Below are 15,009 nucleotides of genomic sequence, written 5' to 3'. Positions count from 1 at the left end.
TGGGGGTCAGCGTAGGGCGAACACGCGTGCCAGGCGTCACCCGGCGGACACCACCCGCCCGACGGGAATTGTCAGACACGCCCTATGAGGTGCGTGACCGCGCGTCCGCCGCCTCGCGGGCACAGGCGTACGCCAACGGGCTGACCAGCTCCTCCGCTTCGGGCAGCCAGCGGTTGGCGGTGGTGGGGCGGCGGGCCCACTGGACCGCGCCCCGGCCGCCGACGCGGGTCGGCGGGGCGGCGACGTAGTGGCCCTCGCCCCGGGCGACGAGGTCGATCGACGCGGCGTTCCAGCCGAGGTGCAGGACGAGGTCGGGGACCTTGGCGGCGGCGCCGGGGGAGACGAAGAAGAGCATGCGGCGGTCGGGGGTGCAGGTGGCAGGGCCGAGCGTCAGCTCCATCCGCTCCATCCGCGCGAGCGCCAGGAAGCCCGCCGACTCCGGCACGTCGATCACGTCGAAGCTGCGGCCGGTCGGCAGCAGGATGGAGGAGCCCGGGTGCTTGGACCACATCCGGCGGGCCGCCGCCCCGCTGCCGGTAGCCTGCCCCGCCCAGTCGGGACGCAGGGCGTGCGCGCCGGGGAGGGCGCAGCGGGCGTCGCCGCAGCAGCACCGTTCGTGTCCGTCCACCGCCTCCAGCCAACTGCCCGGGAACACGTCCCAGTGGCGTTCCTCCGTGTACCGGACGGCGGCGTCGAGCAGTTGCTCGCGGCGCTGCGGGGGGACCGGGGCGTTGCCCGTGACTGTGATCGGCTTTTCCACGTCCAGCACAACTCCCCGCGCCACCGGTGGTTACGGTGCGCCGGACCGCCGTGCCGGTGCATCGGCACCGCATACGGGGCGCACGGATGCATGGGCGGGGGCGCGTGCGGGGCCGGGCGCCTACGGGTGGGTAGGGAAGGCGAGGCTGTGCCTGACACGGCCGGGGGCCGTGCGTCGGCTCGGTCCTCGGGCTGTTCCGGGGGCCGTGGGACGGGACGCACGGGTCTTTTGCGTGAAGTGGCCGAAAACAGCAGCACTCATGCCGGTCGTACCGAATACAGAGGAATGAGCGCATTGCTTGAGTCGGCGACGGGCAGTGATGCCACTGCCCGTCCGATGCCACCACCTGTTCACCTGTCACCGCGTTCTCCAGGGGGAGTCCATGGCAGCCAGACCACTCGTAGCCCGACAGCCGAACGAACGGCTCCAGACCCTCATCCAGGAGGCCGCGTGTTCCAACGCCGGCCTGGCCCGCCGGGTCAACATGGTCGGCGCGGAACGGGGACTCGATCTCCGGTACGACAAGACCTCCGTGGCCCGTTGGCTGCGCGGGCAGCAGCCCCGGGGCCGGGCGCCGGGGATCATCGCCGAGGCCATCGGCCGCAAGCTCGGCCGCACGGTCACCATCGACGAGATCGGCATGGCCAACGGCAAGAACCTCGCCTCCGGCGTCGGCCTGCAGTTCGCCCCGACGGTGCTCGGGGCCATCGAGCAGGTCTGCGAGCTGTGGCGCAGTGACGTGGGCCGCCGGGACCTGCTCTCCGGCTCCACCGTCGCCTCCTCCGCCCTGGTCGAGCCCAGCCGGGACTGGCTGATCACCGCCACCGACTCCCAGGTCGCGCGGAACGCCGGGGCCCGGGTGGGGCGTTCGGACGTGGAAGCGGTCCGTGCGATGACCGCCGCGCTGGTCGACCTCGACCACCGGTTCGGCAGCGGGCACGTCCGCCCGGTGCTGGTCCACTACCTCAACAGCGTGGTCTCCGGGCTGCTCTCGGGGGCGTACCGGGAGTCGGTCGGCCGGGAGTTGTTCGGCGCGGTGGCCCGACTCACCGAACTCGGCGGCTACATGGCGATCGACACCGGCCAACCCGGCCTGGCCCAGCGCTACTACATCCAGGCGCTGCGCCTCGCCCAGGCGGCGGGCGACCGTGCCTACGGCGGCTATGTGCTGGCCGCGTCGATGAGCCACCTCGCCGCCCAGTTCGGCAACCCCCGGGAGATCGCGCAGCTCGCCCGCGCGGCGCAGGAGGGCGCGCGCGGACAGGTGACGCCACGCGCGGAGGCGATGTTCCTCGCCGCCGAGGCGCGCGGGCACGCGGCCCTGGGCGACGCGGGCACCTGCGAGGAGGTGGCCGGCCGGGCGGTGGAGGCGCTGGAGCGGGCCGACGCGTCCTCCGGCGACGACCCGTCCTGGATCGCGCACTTCGACGAGGGGTACCTCGCCGACGAACTCGCCCACTGCCACCGCGATCTGGGCCAGGGCACCGCCGCCGCCCGCCGGGCGAAGGAGGCGCTCGCCGCGCTTCCCGGGACCAGGGCCCGCCGGCGCGGCATCGCCCTGGTGCTGCTCGCCTCCGCGCAGGTCCAGCAGCGCGAGGTCGAACAGGCCTGCTACACGGGCCTGCGGGCGGTGGAGCTGCTGGAGACGGTGCGTTCCAGCCGGGGCGCGGAGTACCTCGACGACCTCCAGCAGCGGCTGCTGCCGTACGGGGAGGAGTCGTCGGTCCGCGAGTTCAGCGCGCGCCTGGACCTCCAGGCCGCCTGACGGGCGGCGGGCCGGACGCGCGGGCGTGCGCGGGGCCCGGACCGGCTGCCGCCGCACGCGCCGTACGGGAAGGTGTGCGCCGACCGCACTCCGGTACGTGCGCGTGCTCCGGCGCCCGGACGACGTGGCGGATGTCTCGGTGCGGGGCCCGGCCCGGGTGCGCGGGGTGCCGTCCCGCGCGGGCCGGGCGGACCCGGGCCCGGCCGCCGGGACGCTGCTGAGCTGCGGGTTCCTCCGGTGCGTGGAGGCCCGTTCGCCGCTCGCCGCCGCGCGCCCGTGGAGGCGTCGCGCGGCCGTCCGGGTCGTGAAGGGACGGTGCGGGCAGCGGACGCGCTTGGCGAACCCGGGCAACCACCCGATAGCGTGAGCCGACGATTCCGTAGGTTGACACGTAGGAGTCCCGGTGACGCAGAGCGGACAGGGTGACGATCAGCAGCTTCCTGCTGTACGGCCCGCCCACGAAGGTGTCGTGCTGCCCGCGGACGGTGGTGCCCCCTGGAACCCCGCGGCGGCGAACGGCCGCCCGCAGGAGTCCGCCCCGGCGGGTGGCTCCCCGTGGGACGGCCAGGCGTGGTCCCAGGCGCCACAGCAGCAGCACCCGGGCGCCCCGGCGCAGGGGCAGCAGCAGCCGTCCCCCTACGCGCAGCAGGGCGGTTACCCGCAGCAGGGCGGGTACGGCGCCCCCGACCCGTACCAGCAGGGTCAGCAGACGCAGTACCTCCCGGCGCCCGGCGGCTACCAGGGCGGGCAGCCGAACCCGTATCAGCCGCCGCAGCAGGGCGGGCCGATGCCCCCGGCCCAGCCGCAGCCGTTCGCGCAGCCGCTGCCGCCGGAGGCCGTACCGGGTGGTGCGCCGGGCGGGGACTCCGACGCCACGCAGTTCATCGCACCGGTCCCGGCCGGGCAGGACGGCGACGCGACCCAGTACATCCCGCCGACGCCCCCGGGCGCCCCGTACGGCATACGCCCGGGGGCACCGGAGGACCGGCGTCCCCCCGCGGAGTTCGACAACCTCTTCCGCAACGACGAACCGGCCGGCGCCACCACGCAGATGCCCCGGGTCGACCCCGCGCACCACCAGCAGCCCGCCCACCAGCAGTACGGCGGCCACCCCCAGGGGCAGCCCGCCGGACCGCCCCAGGGCTACCCCGGCGGCCAACTCCCGCCCCAGGCACAGCAGCAGGGGTACGCACCCGGCTACCAGGGCCCCCAGGGGTACGAGAGCCCCCAGCAGGCGTACGAGCCCGAGCCCGCGCCGCGCCGCAGGTCCGCGCACATCCCGCTCATCGCGGCCGTGGTGATCGGCTGCGCGGTCGTCGGCCTCGGCGCCGGTGCGCTGCTGAGCGGCGGCGGCGAGTCGAAGGACGACAAGCAGCCGGTGGCCTCGGCGAGTTCGCCGGCCGCCGACTCCTCGGCGCCCGCCGCCGAGGACCCGGCGAAGCCGCAGGCGGTGGAGCTGGACAAGCTGCTCGCCGACAGCAACAACAGCCGGGAGACGGTGATCGGGGCCGTCGAGAAGATCAAGAGCTGCAAGGACCTGGACCAGGCGGCCTCCGACCTCAAGGGCGCCGCCCAGCAGCGCCGTGATCTGGTGACCCGGCTGAAGAGCGTGGCGATCGACCAGCTGCCGGACCACGCCGCGCTCGCCTCCTCCCTGACCCGTGCCTGGGAGGCCTCGGCCTCGGCCGACGAGCACTACGCGAACTGGGCGCACCAGGCGAAGGGCAAGAAGGCCTGCAAGGGCGGCAAGGCGGCCAACACCAATGAGACGAGCAGGGCCGGCGTGAAGAGCGGCGAGGCGACCACCGCCAAGAAGCAGGCGTCCGGCCTGTGGAACTCCATCGCCGAGAAGTACGGCCTCACCAGCCGCGCCTACACGGAGCTCTGAGCCCGAAGCGCCACGAAGCCCCGGCCCCCGCACCTCACGCGTGCGGAGCCCGGGGCTTCGGCGCCGCTCAGCCCCGGACGGCCTTCGCGTCGGACAGGGTCTCCGTGACGTCCGTGAACCCCGTCTTCTGCGACACCAGTCGCCCCCCGCGGACCACCTGGAAGGTGACCGTGCCGTTGACGATCCGGGGGTACGCGGCCGAGCCGAGCATGTCCTGGTAACGCCACCGCAGCTCGGGGGTGAGGCCGCCGGTGTCCACCTTCAGCCCGTGGTTGAGCACCGAGGTGACCGCCGACGCACGCACCTCGCCGTCACCGAGCGCCTCGACGGCGGCCGTCAGCACGGTGTACGCGACCCAGGTGGTCTGCACGGCCGAGTCCGCCGGGTCGATGCTGTCGTCCTCGAAGGCGTACTTCCGGACCGCCTCGCGCATCTCCTTCCAGCGGGCGTCCGAGGAAACCGGGTACCACCCGGTGACGTACGCCCCCTCGAAGGGGCTGTTGCGGCCGCCGGTGCTGTCGATGAGCGGCTGGCTGACGCTGCCGAGCACCGAGGAGATCCTCACGCCGCCGTCGTTGGAGGGAAGCCGGCGGAAGGAGTCGAAGAAGGTGCCGGTGCGGTCGCCGAGGACGGCGGTGACACAGCCGTCGTCCGCCGCGTGGAGCGCCTTCGCGGCCTCGGAGTCGTACGAGGTCGCCGACTCGGGGGCGACCACGTCGGCGGCCGCGTGCCGGTGGCCGAGGGCCAGCCCGGCGTCGAGCAGCGCCGCCATGCTGTCCCCGACGATGGAGTCGGGACGGACCAGGGACACCGTGTCGCAGGAGCCGGCGAGCTGCCTGCCGTTGCCCGCCAGGAGCGCCGCCTGACCGCCGTTGACGGGGTACGACACGAAGCTCTGGAACTCCCCGTCGGACGCGCCGTACCCGCCGATGTACGGGATGCCCGCGGCCTCCAGCGGTGCCATGAAGGTCTGGCCGTGCCGGCTGTACGAGCCCACCACCGCCGCCACGTCCCGGTCGACCGCCTCCCGCGCGCACGTCTCGGCGCCCGCGAGGGAGTCCTCCTCGTCGCAGGTGAGCACCTTCAGCTCGTGGCCGCCGAGACCGCCCCGCGCGTTGACCCACTTCGCGTAGGTGGAGGCGATCGCCGTCACCCCGGCCATCGTCACCGAGTCCGCGTCGTCGGAGGCGCCCGGCGCCCAGGTCATCACCGTGACCGTGCTCCCGGAGTCCGCGGCCGCCCCGGGGAGCGCCCCGCAGCCGGACAGCAGCAGGGCTCCGGCCGCCGTGGCCCCGACGAGGAGCCGGCGCGTGCCCGCGGCCCCGGAAGAGCCGAAGGGGCCGAAGCGGCCGAGAGGGCCGAAGGAGCCGAGAAGAGGGGCGCGTCGCCGTCCGGTCATGGAGACGGAGCCTGCCGGGCCCCGGGTAACGGAGCTGTGTGCGAAAGGCAACGGCGCGTGGCGGGACGGTGAACTCCGGGGGCCCGTACAAACCCGACGAGAGGGAACGTACGATCGACAACCGTGCACCCAGGTTCGGAGAACTCTTCCCGTCGAGGCCGCCGCTCCACCACCATGGACGGCATGCCGCTCAATGACATGCCGTGGTGGCGCTGGCGCAGCAACGTGCGCTCGGCGCTGCACATGCTCTCCGACCCCGTCTTCCACCAGGAGTGCTGGCTGGCCGGCCAGGAAGGGTACGGCGACGTCACCGACGCCGTGTACCGCCTGGTCGAGGACACCTGGCTCGACAACTGGTCCGCCGAGAAGTACATAGGGACGATCTTCCGCGACCCGGCCGAGGCCGCCGCCGTGGACGCCGCCGTGCTGCGGGTGCTGCGCATCATGCACCAGGTCGGCGCGGACGCCCCCGTCTCCGCCTACCTGGAGCACGCGGGCTGGCCGGAGGCCGTCCAGACCACCCGCGAGGCCCATGTGCTGCTCGCCACCAACGATGGCGACGACCCGGACGTCCCGCCGCGTTCGCTGGACGTCCTCCGCATCATGACCAGATCGGCCTGAGACCGGGAGGGTGTGGCAGGCTACGGGGATGACCGCGCCGCAGCCCGCTTCCCCCGCCCCGGACGCCCCGGACGCCGACTCCGAGCAGTACGTCCTCATCCTGTCCTGCCCCGACAAACAGGGCATCGTGCACGCCGTGTCGAGCTATCTCTTCATGACCGGCTGCAACATCGAGGACAGCCAGCAGTTCGGCGACCACGACACGGGTCTGTTCTTCATGCGGGTCCACTTCTCGGCGTCCTCCCCGGTGTCGCTGGAGAAGCTGCGGGCCAGCTTCGCCGCGATCGGCGACTCCTTCCACATGGAGTGGCAGATCCACCGCGCGTCGGAGCGGATGCGGGTGGTGCTGATGGTCAGCAAGTTCGGGCACTGCCTGAACGACCTGCTGTTCCGGTCCCGGATCGGCGCACTGCCGGTGGAGATCGCGGCCGTCGTCTCCAACCACGAGGACTTCGCCGAGCTGGTCGGCTCGTACAACGTCCCCTTCCGGCACATCCCCGTCACCCGGGACACCAAGGCGGAGGCGGAGGCGGAGCTGCTGGAGCTGGTCCGCGCGGAGAACGTCGAACTCGTCGTCCTCGCCCGCTACATGCAGGTCCTCTCCGACGACCTCTGCAAGGAACTCAGCGGCCGGATCATCAACATCCACCACTCCTTCCTGCCGAGCTTCAAGGGCGCCCGCCCCTACCACCAGGCGCACGCCCGCGGCGTGAAGCTGATCGGCGCGACCGCGCACTACGTGACGGCCGACCTCGACGAGGGCCCGATCATCGAGCAGGAGGTCGAGCGGGTCGGCCACGGCGTCACCCCGGACCAACTCGTCGCGATCGGCCGGGACGTGGAGTGCCAGGCGCTGGCGCGCGCGGTGAAGTGGCACGCGGAGCGGCGCATCCTGCTCAACGGCCGCCGCACGGTGATCTTCGCCTGACGGTCGCCCCTCCTCGCCCGGCCGGCCGGGGCGCCGCGGTCACCGTCGGTGTCACAGCCGGCTGAGCGAGGCCGCCGCGAACAGCACGTCGTTGATGGCCTGGCGGTCGCCGACCTGCCCCACCGCCGCTTCCACCGGCGGCACATGGCCCGCGACGAGCTCGCAGAACTCCACGCCGTCGAGGGCGATCTGGGCCACCGCGCGGTCGGCCGAACCGACGGCGGCGGGCGAGTCCAGCGGGATGTACCAGTCCCCGCCGCCCCGGCCCTCCACTTCGAGGTGGAGCGAGCGCCCCGGCGAACCCGCCGCGACCAGCTCCTTCGCCGGGGAGGCCAGCCCCGCCCGGCGCCGTACCGCGAGCGCACCGGGCAGCAGCCGGGCCGCGAGGTCGACCATCCGGTTCAGGTGCCCGGCGGCCGGCGGGTCGTACGGATAGTGGACCGCCCGCGCGATGTCCCAGCCGTGCACCCAGCACTCGAAGGCCCGCTCCAGGAGCGAGTCCCGGACCGACAGCGAGAAGCTGCCGTACGAGACGGAGTCGTCCGCCACCGCGTGCTCGGCGAACGAGACCGTCCGCAGCAGGGTGTGGTTCAGGTCGCGCCACGGGATGCGGACGGACCGGGTCGCGGGGCGGGACGACTCCGCCCAGACGGCCTCCGTGCGCGCGGTCGGCGTACGCGGCAGGTCCCGCGGGCCCGACGGATCGTGCAGGTCGAGCGCGTCGGCCACGATGCCGTCGACGGCCAGCAGATGGGAGATCACCCCGGCCACCGTCGTCTTCCGGGTGGCGGGCTTCTCGTCCTCGAACCACCGCAGCCGCACCGGCGCGTGCCACTCGGCGTCGCCGATGTCCCGGAGCAGGGCGTCGAGCCGGGCGGTCTCCGCGTCGTACGGCGCCGCCCACTCCGGCAGCGGGATTCCGGCCGGACGCCGTTCGAGGCAGCCCTCGATGACCCGGGAGCGGAGCTTCGGGTCGAGGTCCAGCGAACGGTCGGTGTGCAGCAGCCCCACCGCGTCCCGCAGGCGCGTCCCCTCGTCGCGGCAGGGCTGACACGTGGCGAGGTGCTCCTCGACGGTCGCGCTCTCCTCGGCCGAGCAGGCGGCCAGCGCCCACGCGCCGAGGAGGGACCGGAGCACGGAGTGCGCGGCCTCCGGCATCGGGATCACCGGCACGGGTACGGTCGGCAGCACGAACGGGGGCGGCTCCTCCGCCCGCCGACGGGGCCGCGGCACCGCTTCGGCTTCCGGTTCCGCTTCCGGGCCGGCCTCGAACTCCTCGTGCGCCACTGTCCCCGCCTCGGCCACGGCCTTGTCTTCGGCCTCCGCCTCGGTCTTGTATTCGGCCGCCGCCGGGCCGTCCTCCGTGTCCTTCGCCCCGGGCAGGTCCGTCAGGTCCGCCACGTCCGTCAGGTCCGCGAGATCCTCCAGGTCGGAGGGGAGCACCGGGCGCGGTACGGAGCCGAGGGCCAGGTCGTCCGGGGCGCTGCGCGGTCCCGGTATGCGCCGTGCGCGCCGGACCTCGTCCCCGGTGGCGCCGCTTCCGTCGTTCCCGTCGTCGTAGCCGCTCACAGCGCACGTCCGTAGCCGGGCGGCGAGAAACCGTCCACCGGGGCGAGGTTGGCGCTCGACAGCAGCTGGAGCCCGAGCCGCAGCCGGCGGCGGGCCTCGATCTCGGTCACCCCGAGGTCGGCGGCGGTCTGCCGGTAGTCGCGGCGCTTCATGTACGCGAGTTCCAGCGCGGCCCGCAACGGCTCGGGCATGGTGGCCGCGATGTAGTCGGCGCGGGCCGCCGCGGTCGCCTTGCGCAGACGTTCGTCCAGCTCGGAGGCGTGTGGAGGCGCGTAGCCCGGGTCGCTCCCGGCGCCGGGTCCGGGGCGGTCCTCGTCCTCGTACGCCTCGGCCTCCTCCGAACGCAGCCGCGCCACGGAACGCCGGTGGGCCAGCCGGGCCACCCAGGAGCGCATGGAGCCGAGCCGGGGATCGTAGGCGTCCGGGTTCTCCCAGACGTGGGTGAAGACCTCGCGGGTCACGATGTCGGCGGCGGCATCGTCGTCGAGCATCCGGTGGGCCTGGCTGTGGACGAGGGCGGCGAACCGGTCGTAGAGCTCGCCGAGGGCCGCCGCCTCGCCGCGGGCCAGCCGTTGCTGCATCCTGCGGTCCCAGCGGGGAGGTGCGCCGTACGTCATGAAACCCCCAGCCCTGCGCCCTGCGGTCGGTCCCGAAACGTGCCCCCGTGCCCCTCGTGCACCTTGAATGTAGTCCGCGGCCCGGTCCGAACACGAACCTTTGCGCCAACTACCTCGCCGGAGGGCCGCTGAATGGTAAAGGGGCCCGGGTGACGGGAGAGCGGGCGGAGGGCGGTGACGGGGTGGCTTCTTGCCGGTCGGCCTCCCCGCAAACCCGCGTGCGCACGGGAGAGTGGGGCGGTGTTTCATGGAGGGGCGAATGGGCAGCCGCGAGGAGGAACGGAATCCTCCGCATCGACACCGGTACGGCACCGGTCTCGTCGGGAGCCCCCGGAACGAGAGGTCCAGTCGCGTGGCGCTGAAGGTGGACGAGGCCGAGCAGGGCGATTGGACCGTGCTCCGGATAGACGGCGAACTCGACCTGGTGACATCACCCGTCGTCCGTCAGTCCGTGCACGGCGCCGTCGCGGCCGGCCGGCACCAGGTCGTCCTCGACCTGACGGAGGTCCTCTTCTGCGACTCCAGCGGCGTCGGTGTGCTGATCGCCTCCCGCCGCCTGATGAAGTCCTGCGGCGGCCGGCTCCGGCTGATCCTGCCTGCCCGGGGCGCCGCGGACGGCTCCCACGTCAACCGGGTGCTCGCCGCGCTCGGCGTGCGGCGCCTCTTCGAGGTCTACCCCGACGCGGACGCCGCCGTGGACGAGTCCGCTCAGCCGCTGCCCGCCTGAGAGCCCAAGAGGCCTCCGATGCGGTGAGGTTGTCATATCGCGTCGTCACACGGCCGTCGCGCCACGTTGACACGTGACGACCTCGGGCGTCGTACGCTCGCGCCATGGACAGCGCAGAATACGAGCGCAAGATCGCGCACCGCTTCGCCGCCTTCGACCAGGACGGCAGCGGCTACATCGACCGGACCGACTTCAACGCCGCCGCGGCCCGACTGCTCGCCGAGTTCGGCACGACGGCCCGATGCGACCGGGGGCAGGCCCTCTACAGCGGGGCGGAGGCCTTCTGGCAGGGCATGGCCGGGATCGCCGATGTGGACGGGGACCAGCGGGTCAGCCGCGAGGAGTTCGTCGGCGGGGCGGTGAAGCGGCTGCGGGACAGCCCCGAGCGGTTCGCGGAGATCGCCCGACCCTTCCTGCGCGCGGCCATCGCCGTCGCCGCCGCCGACGGCGCCGAGGGCCCCTCCGCCTCCTCCGCCTCCTCGCCCCGGGGGACGTCCGCCGCCGGTACGGCTCCGGTCGACGCGGTGGAGCGCGCCCTGCGGGTGCTCGGTGCGGACGTGGACATCGCGCGGCTCGCCGCCCGGAGCCTGGACACCGACCAGGACGGGCGCATCGCCGAGGACGACGCCGTGGCGGCCCTCGCCGCGTACGTCACGGTGATCGAGCCGGACGCCTGAAAGCCCGCGCGCGGGCCGGGCTTCCGGGCGGCCGCCTGAGCCCCTCCGGGTGAGCCCCCCGCACTCCGGCCACGCGCTCCGTAGTGCGCCGGGCGTGCGGGTGGGCGTGCATTCGCTCAGGCGTCCTGTCTCCCTCTTCGCGCAGATGTCCGGCCCGGCTGCCCGCCGGCGGCGGAGCGAACCGTTCCGCCAGGGGTGAGCCCGGTCGCCGCATGCGGTGACGTGCGGTGACGTACCCGCGCCGCCGTCCGCGCCGAATCGGGCACGCCTCGTGATCATTTCGTCACCGGCAGGAGTCGTCGGCGTGCTCGGGTACGCTCCGTGGGATGCGAGAGCCAGTGGAACCGGAGACTCCGGAAGCAGCCCGCGCGGCGGTCGAAGACCGGGTGCGGGGCCTTACTGGTACCTCGGGGAGCTGCACCGGGCCGGGCCGGACGGCGATGGCAGGGGTGCGGAGGACCGTCTCGGCGGCCTCCTGCCGCGAGCGTCGCACAGTATGCACCACGCGTACGCATTCGCGCGTGAATATGCCCGAAGCGCTTGTTGCGGTGACTGTACGTCAACCATGCTGTCGCGCACAGGAATCACGTTCCGTGATCCTGAGGAGGCGCGAGGCGATGTGTCCGCCGGTTCGGATGGTGTGAGCGGTGCAGGTGCTTCAGGTTCAGCTGGAGGTCGGGGCGGATCCCGCAGAGGTGGGACGTGCCCGCAGATGGGCGCGGTCGCGCCTGGAAGGGTCGGGGATAAGGAATGACGAGCCGCTCGCCGAGACGCTCATCCTCCTGATCTCGGAACTGGTCACCAACGCGGTCGTGCACACGGGCTGTCCGGCCGTACTGCGGATGCTCTTCGGCCCGACCGGTGCGCCGGGGGCGGGGGGCACCGTGCGCGTGGAGGTGGCGGACGCCAGCGCCCGCCCGCCGAAGCAGCGGCACGCGGAGGGCGACGACACCAACGGGCGTGGCCTGGAGCTGGTCGACGGGCTCGCCGACCGGTGGGGCTGGATGCCCGAGGGCACCGGGAAGCAGATCTGGTGCGAGGTCGACCGGAACGGCCGCGCGGCGGCCCAGGAGCGCACCGAGGCCCCGCCCCCGCCCCCGCTCGACTCGTACGACCCGCTGCTCGCCTTCACCGACCTCTACCCCGATCTGACCTGACGTCCGCGCGGGGGCGTGTCCAGGCGTGAGCCCCGCCCCGGAGCCGGTCACCCCCGGGTGTCGGCGGTCGCGCGGAAGGTTCTGCGGTAGACGGTCGGGGGGACGCCCAACGCCGCCTGGAAGTGCTGGCGGAGTGAGGTCGCGGTGCCGAAGCCGGACTGCCGGGCGACCTGGTCGACGGTGAGGGCCGAGGACTCCAGGAGCCGGCGGGCGTGCTCCACCCGCTGCTGGGTGATCCACTGGCCGGGGCTGATGCCGACCTCCTCGCGGAAGCGCCGGGTGAAGGTGCGTACGCTCATCGACTCCCGTTCCGCCATGTCCCGCAGCTGGATCGGCCGGTCCAGCCGGCCGAGCGCCCACGCCCGGGCGGCGGTGGTGCTGGCGAACCGGGGTTCGGGCACCGGGCGTTGGATGAACTGGCGCTGACCGCCGTCCCGGTGCGGGGGGACGACCGTGCGGCGGGCCACGTCGTTGGCGACGGCGGTCCCGTGGTCGCGGCGCACCAGGTGGAGGCAGAGGTCGATCCCGGCGGCCACCCCGGCCGAGGTGAGCACGTTCCCGTCGTCCACGAAGAGCACGTCCGGATCGACCCGGATCTTCGGGAAGAGCCGCTGGAAGTGGTCGGCGGACGCCCAGTGGGTGGTGGCGGGGCGGCCGTCCAGATACCCGGCGGCGGCGAGGACGTACCCGCCGGTGCAGATGGCGACCAGCCGGGTGCCGGGTCTGATGTGGGCCAGCGCGGCGGCGAGTTCGCCGGTCAGCCGCCCCTCGGCGTGGACCGGGCCCAGCTCGTACGAGGCGGGGACCACGACCGTGTCGGCGGTGGCGAGGGCCTCCGGGCCGTTCTGGACCATCACGGCGAAGTCGGCGTCCGTCTGCACCGGGCCGGGCGGACGGACGGAACAGGTCACCACCTCGTACAGCAGCTCGCCCGGATCCTCGGGGCCGAGGCTCCGGGCGATCCCGAAGATCCGCTGCGGGATGCCCAGTTCGAAGGGGAGCAATCCGTCCAGGGCGAGCACGACCACACGGTGCGGCACGACGACCTCCTCGGTTATTCGCTAGTGGTATATACCTTCGCCTGGTACACCTCTGCGGTGTGAGCGACAAACAACGGGACGCCACGCGCATTCCCGCATACGGAGACATGGGGACGGCACACGCCCCGCACCCCCCGGCCGGCCGGCCGGAGCCGACCGTGGCGCCGGCCGGATTCGGGGACGGACTCGGCTCCGCCGCCCCGCTCTGGAACCGCAACTTCCGGTACTTCTTCGTCGCCCGCACCGTCGCCCTCTTCGGGGACGGCATGATCCCCGTGGCGCTCACCGCCGGACTGCTCGGCGCGGGCCGCCCCACCTCCTCCGTGGGGTACGCGCTCTCCGCGTGGATGGCCCCGCTGGCCGTCTTCGTCCTCTTCGGCGGAGTGCTCGCCGACCGGTTCACCCCGCGCCGGATGATGGTCGTCGCCGACGCGCTCCGGCTGGCCGGCGCCTCGGTGCTGGCGGTCCTCTTCACCACCGGCAACCCGCCGCTCTGGGCGGTCTGCGCGCTCAGCGCGGTCGCGGGCGTCGGCGCCGCGCTGTTCCAGCCGGGCGTCGCCTCGACCGTGCCCCGGATCTCCACCGACGTGCAGCGGGCCAACGCGGTGCTCCGGGTCTCCGAGGCCCTGATGACGATGGCCGGTCCCGCCTTCGCGGGGATCCTGGTCGGACTGGCGAGCGCGGGTGCGGTGTACGTGGCGAACGCGGCCACCTTTGCAGTCTCCGGCGTCTGCCTCTTCCTGATGCGCCTCGCCCCCGCCCCGCACGACGACGCGCCACGCGGCGGACTCGTCGCCGAACTCGTCGACGGCTGGCGGGAGTTCCGGGCCCGGTCCTGGCTCTGGGGGGTGATCGTGATCTGGACGGTGTACGGCTTCGCCGTGCTCGGCCCGAGCCTCCCGCTCACCGCCGTCCGGATCACCGAGGGCCACGGCTCGGGGACGTACGGCGCGATGATGGCGGTCAGCGGTGCGGGCAGCGTGGTCGGCGGTCTGCTCGCCCTGCGGCTGCGCCCCCGACGCCCGCTGGCGGCCGGCGCGCTGGCGCTCCCGGCGGTCGCGGTGAACCTGGTGCTGCTGGGCCTGGACCTGCCGGTGGCGGTGCTCGGCGCGGGCCAGCTGCTGGCCGGCGCGGCCTCCGCGTTCTGGCTGGTGATGTGGTCCACCACGGTCCAGACGCACGTACCGCCCGAGGCCCTGAACCGCCTGCACGCCTACGACGTGGCGGGGTCGCTCCTGATGGTCGCGGCGGGCCGCGCCCTGGCAGGACCGGTCGCCGAGGCGGTCGGCACCTCCCGGCTGCTCCTCGCGGGCGCGGTGGTCAACCTCCTCGTCGTGACCGCACTGCTCGGCGCCCGCCCCATCAGCCGACTGGAACGCGCGCGGTGAGGGGCCCCTCCGTACGGCTGCCGCTCATGACCGCTCGCGGCCGGACCTCTCCCCGGACTCCTGGAGTTCCAGCACCCGCAGCACGTGTTCGGCGGTGCGCCTGCGGCTGCTGCCGGAGACCCAGAGCGCGGCGCCGGTCACCGCGAAGGGAACCGAGAGCCCGAGGACGCCGACGAGCTCCGGCCACTGGCGTTCGCCCGCACAGACGCTCGGGCTGTCCGGGGAGTACGTCTCCGAGACGGGGGCGCCGCAGTCGATCTCGCGCCCTCCGTCGGAGGTGACGCCGAAGGGCACCAGAAGCAGCCGGCCCAGCCACACCAGCAGGACGGCCGCGACCGCCGTGAGCCCCATGCCCCAGGCGGATCGCGCCGAGGCGCGGCGGTCGAACTCCTGCCGGGTTTCCCAGTACATGATGATCCGTTCTCGTTCTCGGGGCGGCGGTGGGCGCGTTCTGCTGCCCGACACGACGTGTC

14 protein-coding genes are annotated in these 15,009 nt (G+C 73.6%); 8 read left to right on the top strand and 6 right to left on the bottom strand.

What is annotated here, in order from left to right:
- Positions 1–82 precede the first annotated feature (82 nt).
- Positions 83–769 (bottom strand): bifunctional DNA primase/polymerase, encoded by a 687-nt coding sequence (locus tag OG599_RS14100; RefSeq protein ID WP_327176320.1) that lies wholly within the window; start codon positions 767–769, stop codon positions 83–85.
- A 373-nt stretch (positions 770–1,142) separates the two neighbouring features.
- On the opposite strand from OG599_RS14100, the gene OG599_RS14095 reads away from it, so the two are divergent.
- Together OG599_RS14095 and OG599_RS14090 are read left to right on the top strand one after the other, a co-directional pair.
- Entirely contained in the window at positions 1,143–2,525 is a 1,383-nt protein-coding gene (locus tag OG599_RS14095; RefSeq protein WP_327176319.1) for a transcriptional regulator, read from the top strand.
- 403 nt (positions 2,526–2,928) lie between these two features.
- Positions 2,929–4,413: a hypothetical protein gene (locus OG599_RS14090; protein WP_327176318.1), complete on the top strand. Its 1,485-nt coding sequence runs from the start codon at positions 2,929–2,931 to the stop codon at positions 4,411–4,413.
- Positions 4,414–4,480: 67 nt separating this feature from the next.
- Here the strand turns inward: OG599_RS14090 and OG599_RS14085 are convergent, their stop codons facing one another.
- Complete coding sequence (locus tag OG599_RS14085; RefSeq protein ID WP_327176317.1) at positions 4,481–5,812, bottom strand: ABC transporter substrate-binding protein; 1,332 nt, start codon at positions 5,810–5,812, stop codon at positions 4,481–4,483.
- A gap of 174 nt (positions 5,813–5,986) precedes the next feature.
- Here OG599_RS14085 and OG599_RS14080 point away from each other — a divergent pair, with 174 nt between their 5' ends.
- Together OG599_RS14080 and purU are read left to right on the top strand one after the other, a co-directional pair.
- Positions 5,987–6,433: an SCO4402 family protein gene (locus OG599_RS14080; RefSeq protein ID WP_327180030.1), complete on the top strand. Its 447-nt coding sequence runs from the start codon at positions 5,987–5,989 to the stop codon at positions 6,431–6,433.
- Positions 6,434–6,461: 28 nt separating this feature from the next.
- Positions 6,462–7,361 (top strand): formyltetrahydrofolate deformylase, encoded by a 900-nt coding sequence (gene purU / locus OG599_RS14075; protein WP_327176316.1) that lies wholly within the window; start codon positions 6,462–6,464, stop codon positions 7,359–7,361.
- A gap of 51 nt (positions 7,362–7,412) precedes the next feature.
- Here the strand turns inward: purU and OG599_RS14070 are convergent, their stop codons facing one another.
- Both OG599_RS14070 and OG599_RS14065 read right to left on the bottom strand, forming a co-directional pair.
- Entirely contained in the window at positions 7,413–8,930 is a 1,518-nt protein-coding gene (locus OG599_RS14070; protein ID WP_327176315.1) for a maleylpyruvate isomerase N-terminal domain-containing protein, read from the bottom strand.
- Complete coding sequence (locus OG599_RS14065) at positions 8,927–9,547, bottom strand: RNA polymerase sigma factor (RefSeq protein ID WP_327176314.1); 621 nt, start codon at positions 9,545–9,547, stop codon at positions 8,927–8,929. The genes OG599_RS14070 and OG599_RS14065 overlap by 4 nt, the downstream gene beginning before the upstream one ends.
- 352 nt (positions 9,548–9,899) lie before the next feature.
- Here OG599_RS14065 and OG599_RS14060 point away from each other — a divergent pair, with 352 nt between their 5' ends.
- The 3 genes from OG599_RS14060 (at position 9,900) to OG599_RS14050 (ending at position 12,108) form a co-directional block, all read left to right on the top strand.
- Positions 9,900–10,274, top strand: a complete 375-nt coding sequence (locus tag OG599_RS14060; protein WP_327176313.1) for an STAS domain-containing protein — start codon at positions 9,900–9,902, stop codon at positions 10,272–10,274.
- Positions 10,275–10,378: 104 nt separating this feature from the next.
- Positions 10,379–10,951 (top strand): EF-hand domain-containing protein, encoded by a 573-nt coding sequence (locus tag OG599_RS14055; RefSeq protein WP_327176311.1) that lies wholly within the window; start codon positions 10,379–10,381, stop codon positions 10,949–10,951.
- Between the two features lie 647 nt (positions 10,952–11,598).
- A complete protein-coding gene (locus OG599_RS14050) occupies positions 11,599–12,108 on the top strand; it encodes an ATP-binding protein (RefSeq protein WP_327176310.1) in 510 nt (169 codons plus the stop codon).
- A gap of 47 nt (positions 12,109–12,155) precedes the next feature.
- Here the strand turns inward: OG599_RS14050 and OG599_RS14045 are convergent, their stop codons facing one another.
- On the bottom strand, positions 12,156–13,148 hold the full coding sequence (locus OG599_RS14045) for a GlxA family transcriptional regulator (protein ID WP_327176309.1): 993 nt from the start codon (positions 13,146–13,148) through the stop codon (positions 12,156–12,158).
- A gap of 107 nt (positions 13,149–13,255) precedes the next feature.
- Between OG599_RS14045 and OG599_RS14040 the strand changes: the two genes are divergently transcribed.
- A complete protein-coding gene (locus OG599_RS14040) occupies positions 13,256–14,536 on the top strand; it encodes an MFS transporter (RefSeq protein ID WP_327176308.1) in 1,281 nt (426 codons plus the stop codon).
- 24 nt (positions 14,537–14,560) lie between these two features.
- On the opposite strand, the gene OG599_RS14035 is transcribed toward OG599_RS14040, so the two are convergent.
- On the bottom strand, positions 14,561–14,947 hold the full coding sequence (locus OG599_RS14035; RefSeq protein ID WP_327176307.1) for a hypothetical protein: 387 nt from the start codon (positions 14,945–14,947) through the stop codon (positions 14,561–14,563).
- Positions 14,948–15,009 lie beyond the last annotated feature (62 nt).

Source organism: Streptomyces sp. NBC_01335, assembly GCF_035953295.1.
In the GTDB taxonomy this organism is placed as follows: Bacteria; Actinomycetota; Actinomycetes; order Streptomycetales; family Streptomycetaceae; genus Streptomyces.
The sequence above is the reverse complement of the archived record's forward strand: the minus strand, read 5'-3'. Positions and strand labels throughout refer to the sequence as shown.

Bases quoted from the DNA above. Each gene is read 5' to 3' on its own strand.
- OG599_RS14095 (WP_327176319.1), top strand. From the start codon at position 1,143: ATGGCAGCCAGACCACTCGTAGCCCGACAGCCGAACGAACGGCTCCAG.
- OG599_RS14085 (WP_327176317.1), bottom strand. From the start codon at position 5,812: ATGACCGGACGGCGACGCGCCCCTCTTCTCGGCTCCTTCGGCCCTCTC.
- OG599_RS14080 (WP_327180030.1), top strand. From the start codon at position 5,987: ATGGACGGCATGCCGCTCAATGACATGCCGTGGTGGCGCTGGCGCAGC.
- purU (WP_327176316.1), top strand. From the start codon at position 6,462: ATGACCGCGCCGCAGCCCGCTTCCCCCGCCCCGGACGCCCCGGACGCC.
- OG599_RS14065 (WP_327176314.1), bottom strand. From the start codon at position 9,547: ATGACGTACGGCGCACCTCCCCGCTGGGACCGCAGGATGCAGCAACGG.
- OG599_RS14055 (WP_327176311.1), top strand. From the start codon at position 10,379: ATGGACAGCGCAGAATACGAGCGCAAGATCGCGCACCGCTTCGCCGCC.
- OG599_RS14040 (WP_327176308.1), top strand. From the start codon at position 13,256: ATGGGGACGGCACACGCCCCGCACCCCCCGGCCGGCCGGCCGGAGCCG.
- OG599_RS14035 (WP_327176307.1), bottom strand. From the start codon at position 14,947: ATGTACTGGGAAACCCGGCAGGAGTTCGACCGCCGCGCCTCGGCGCGA.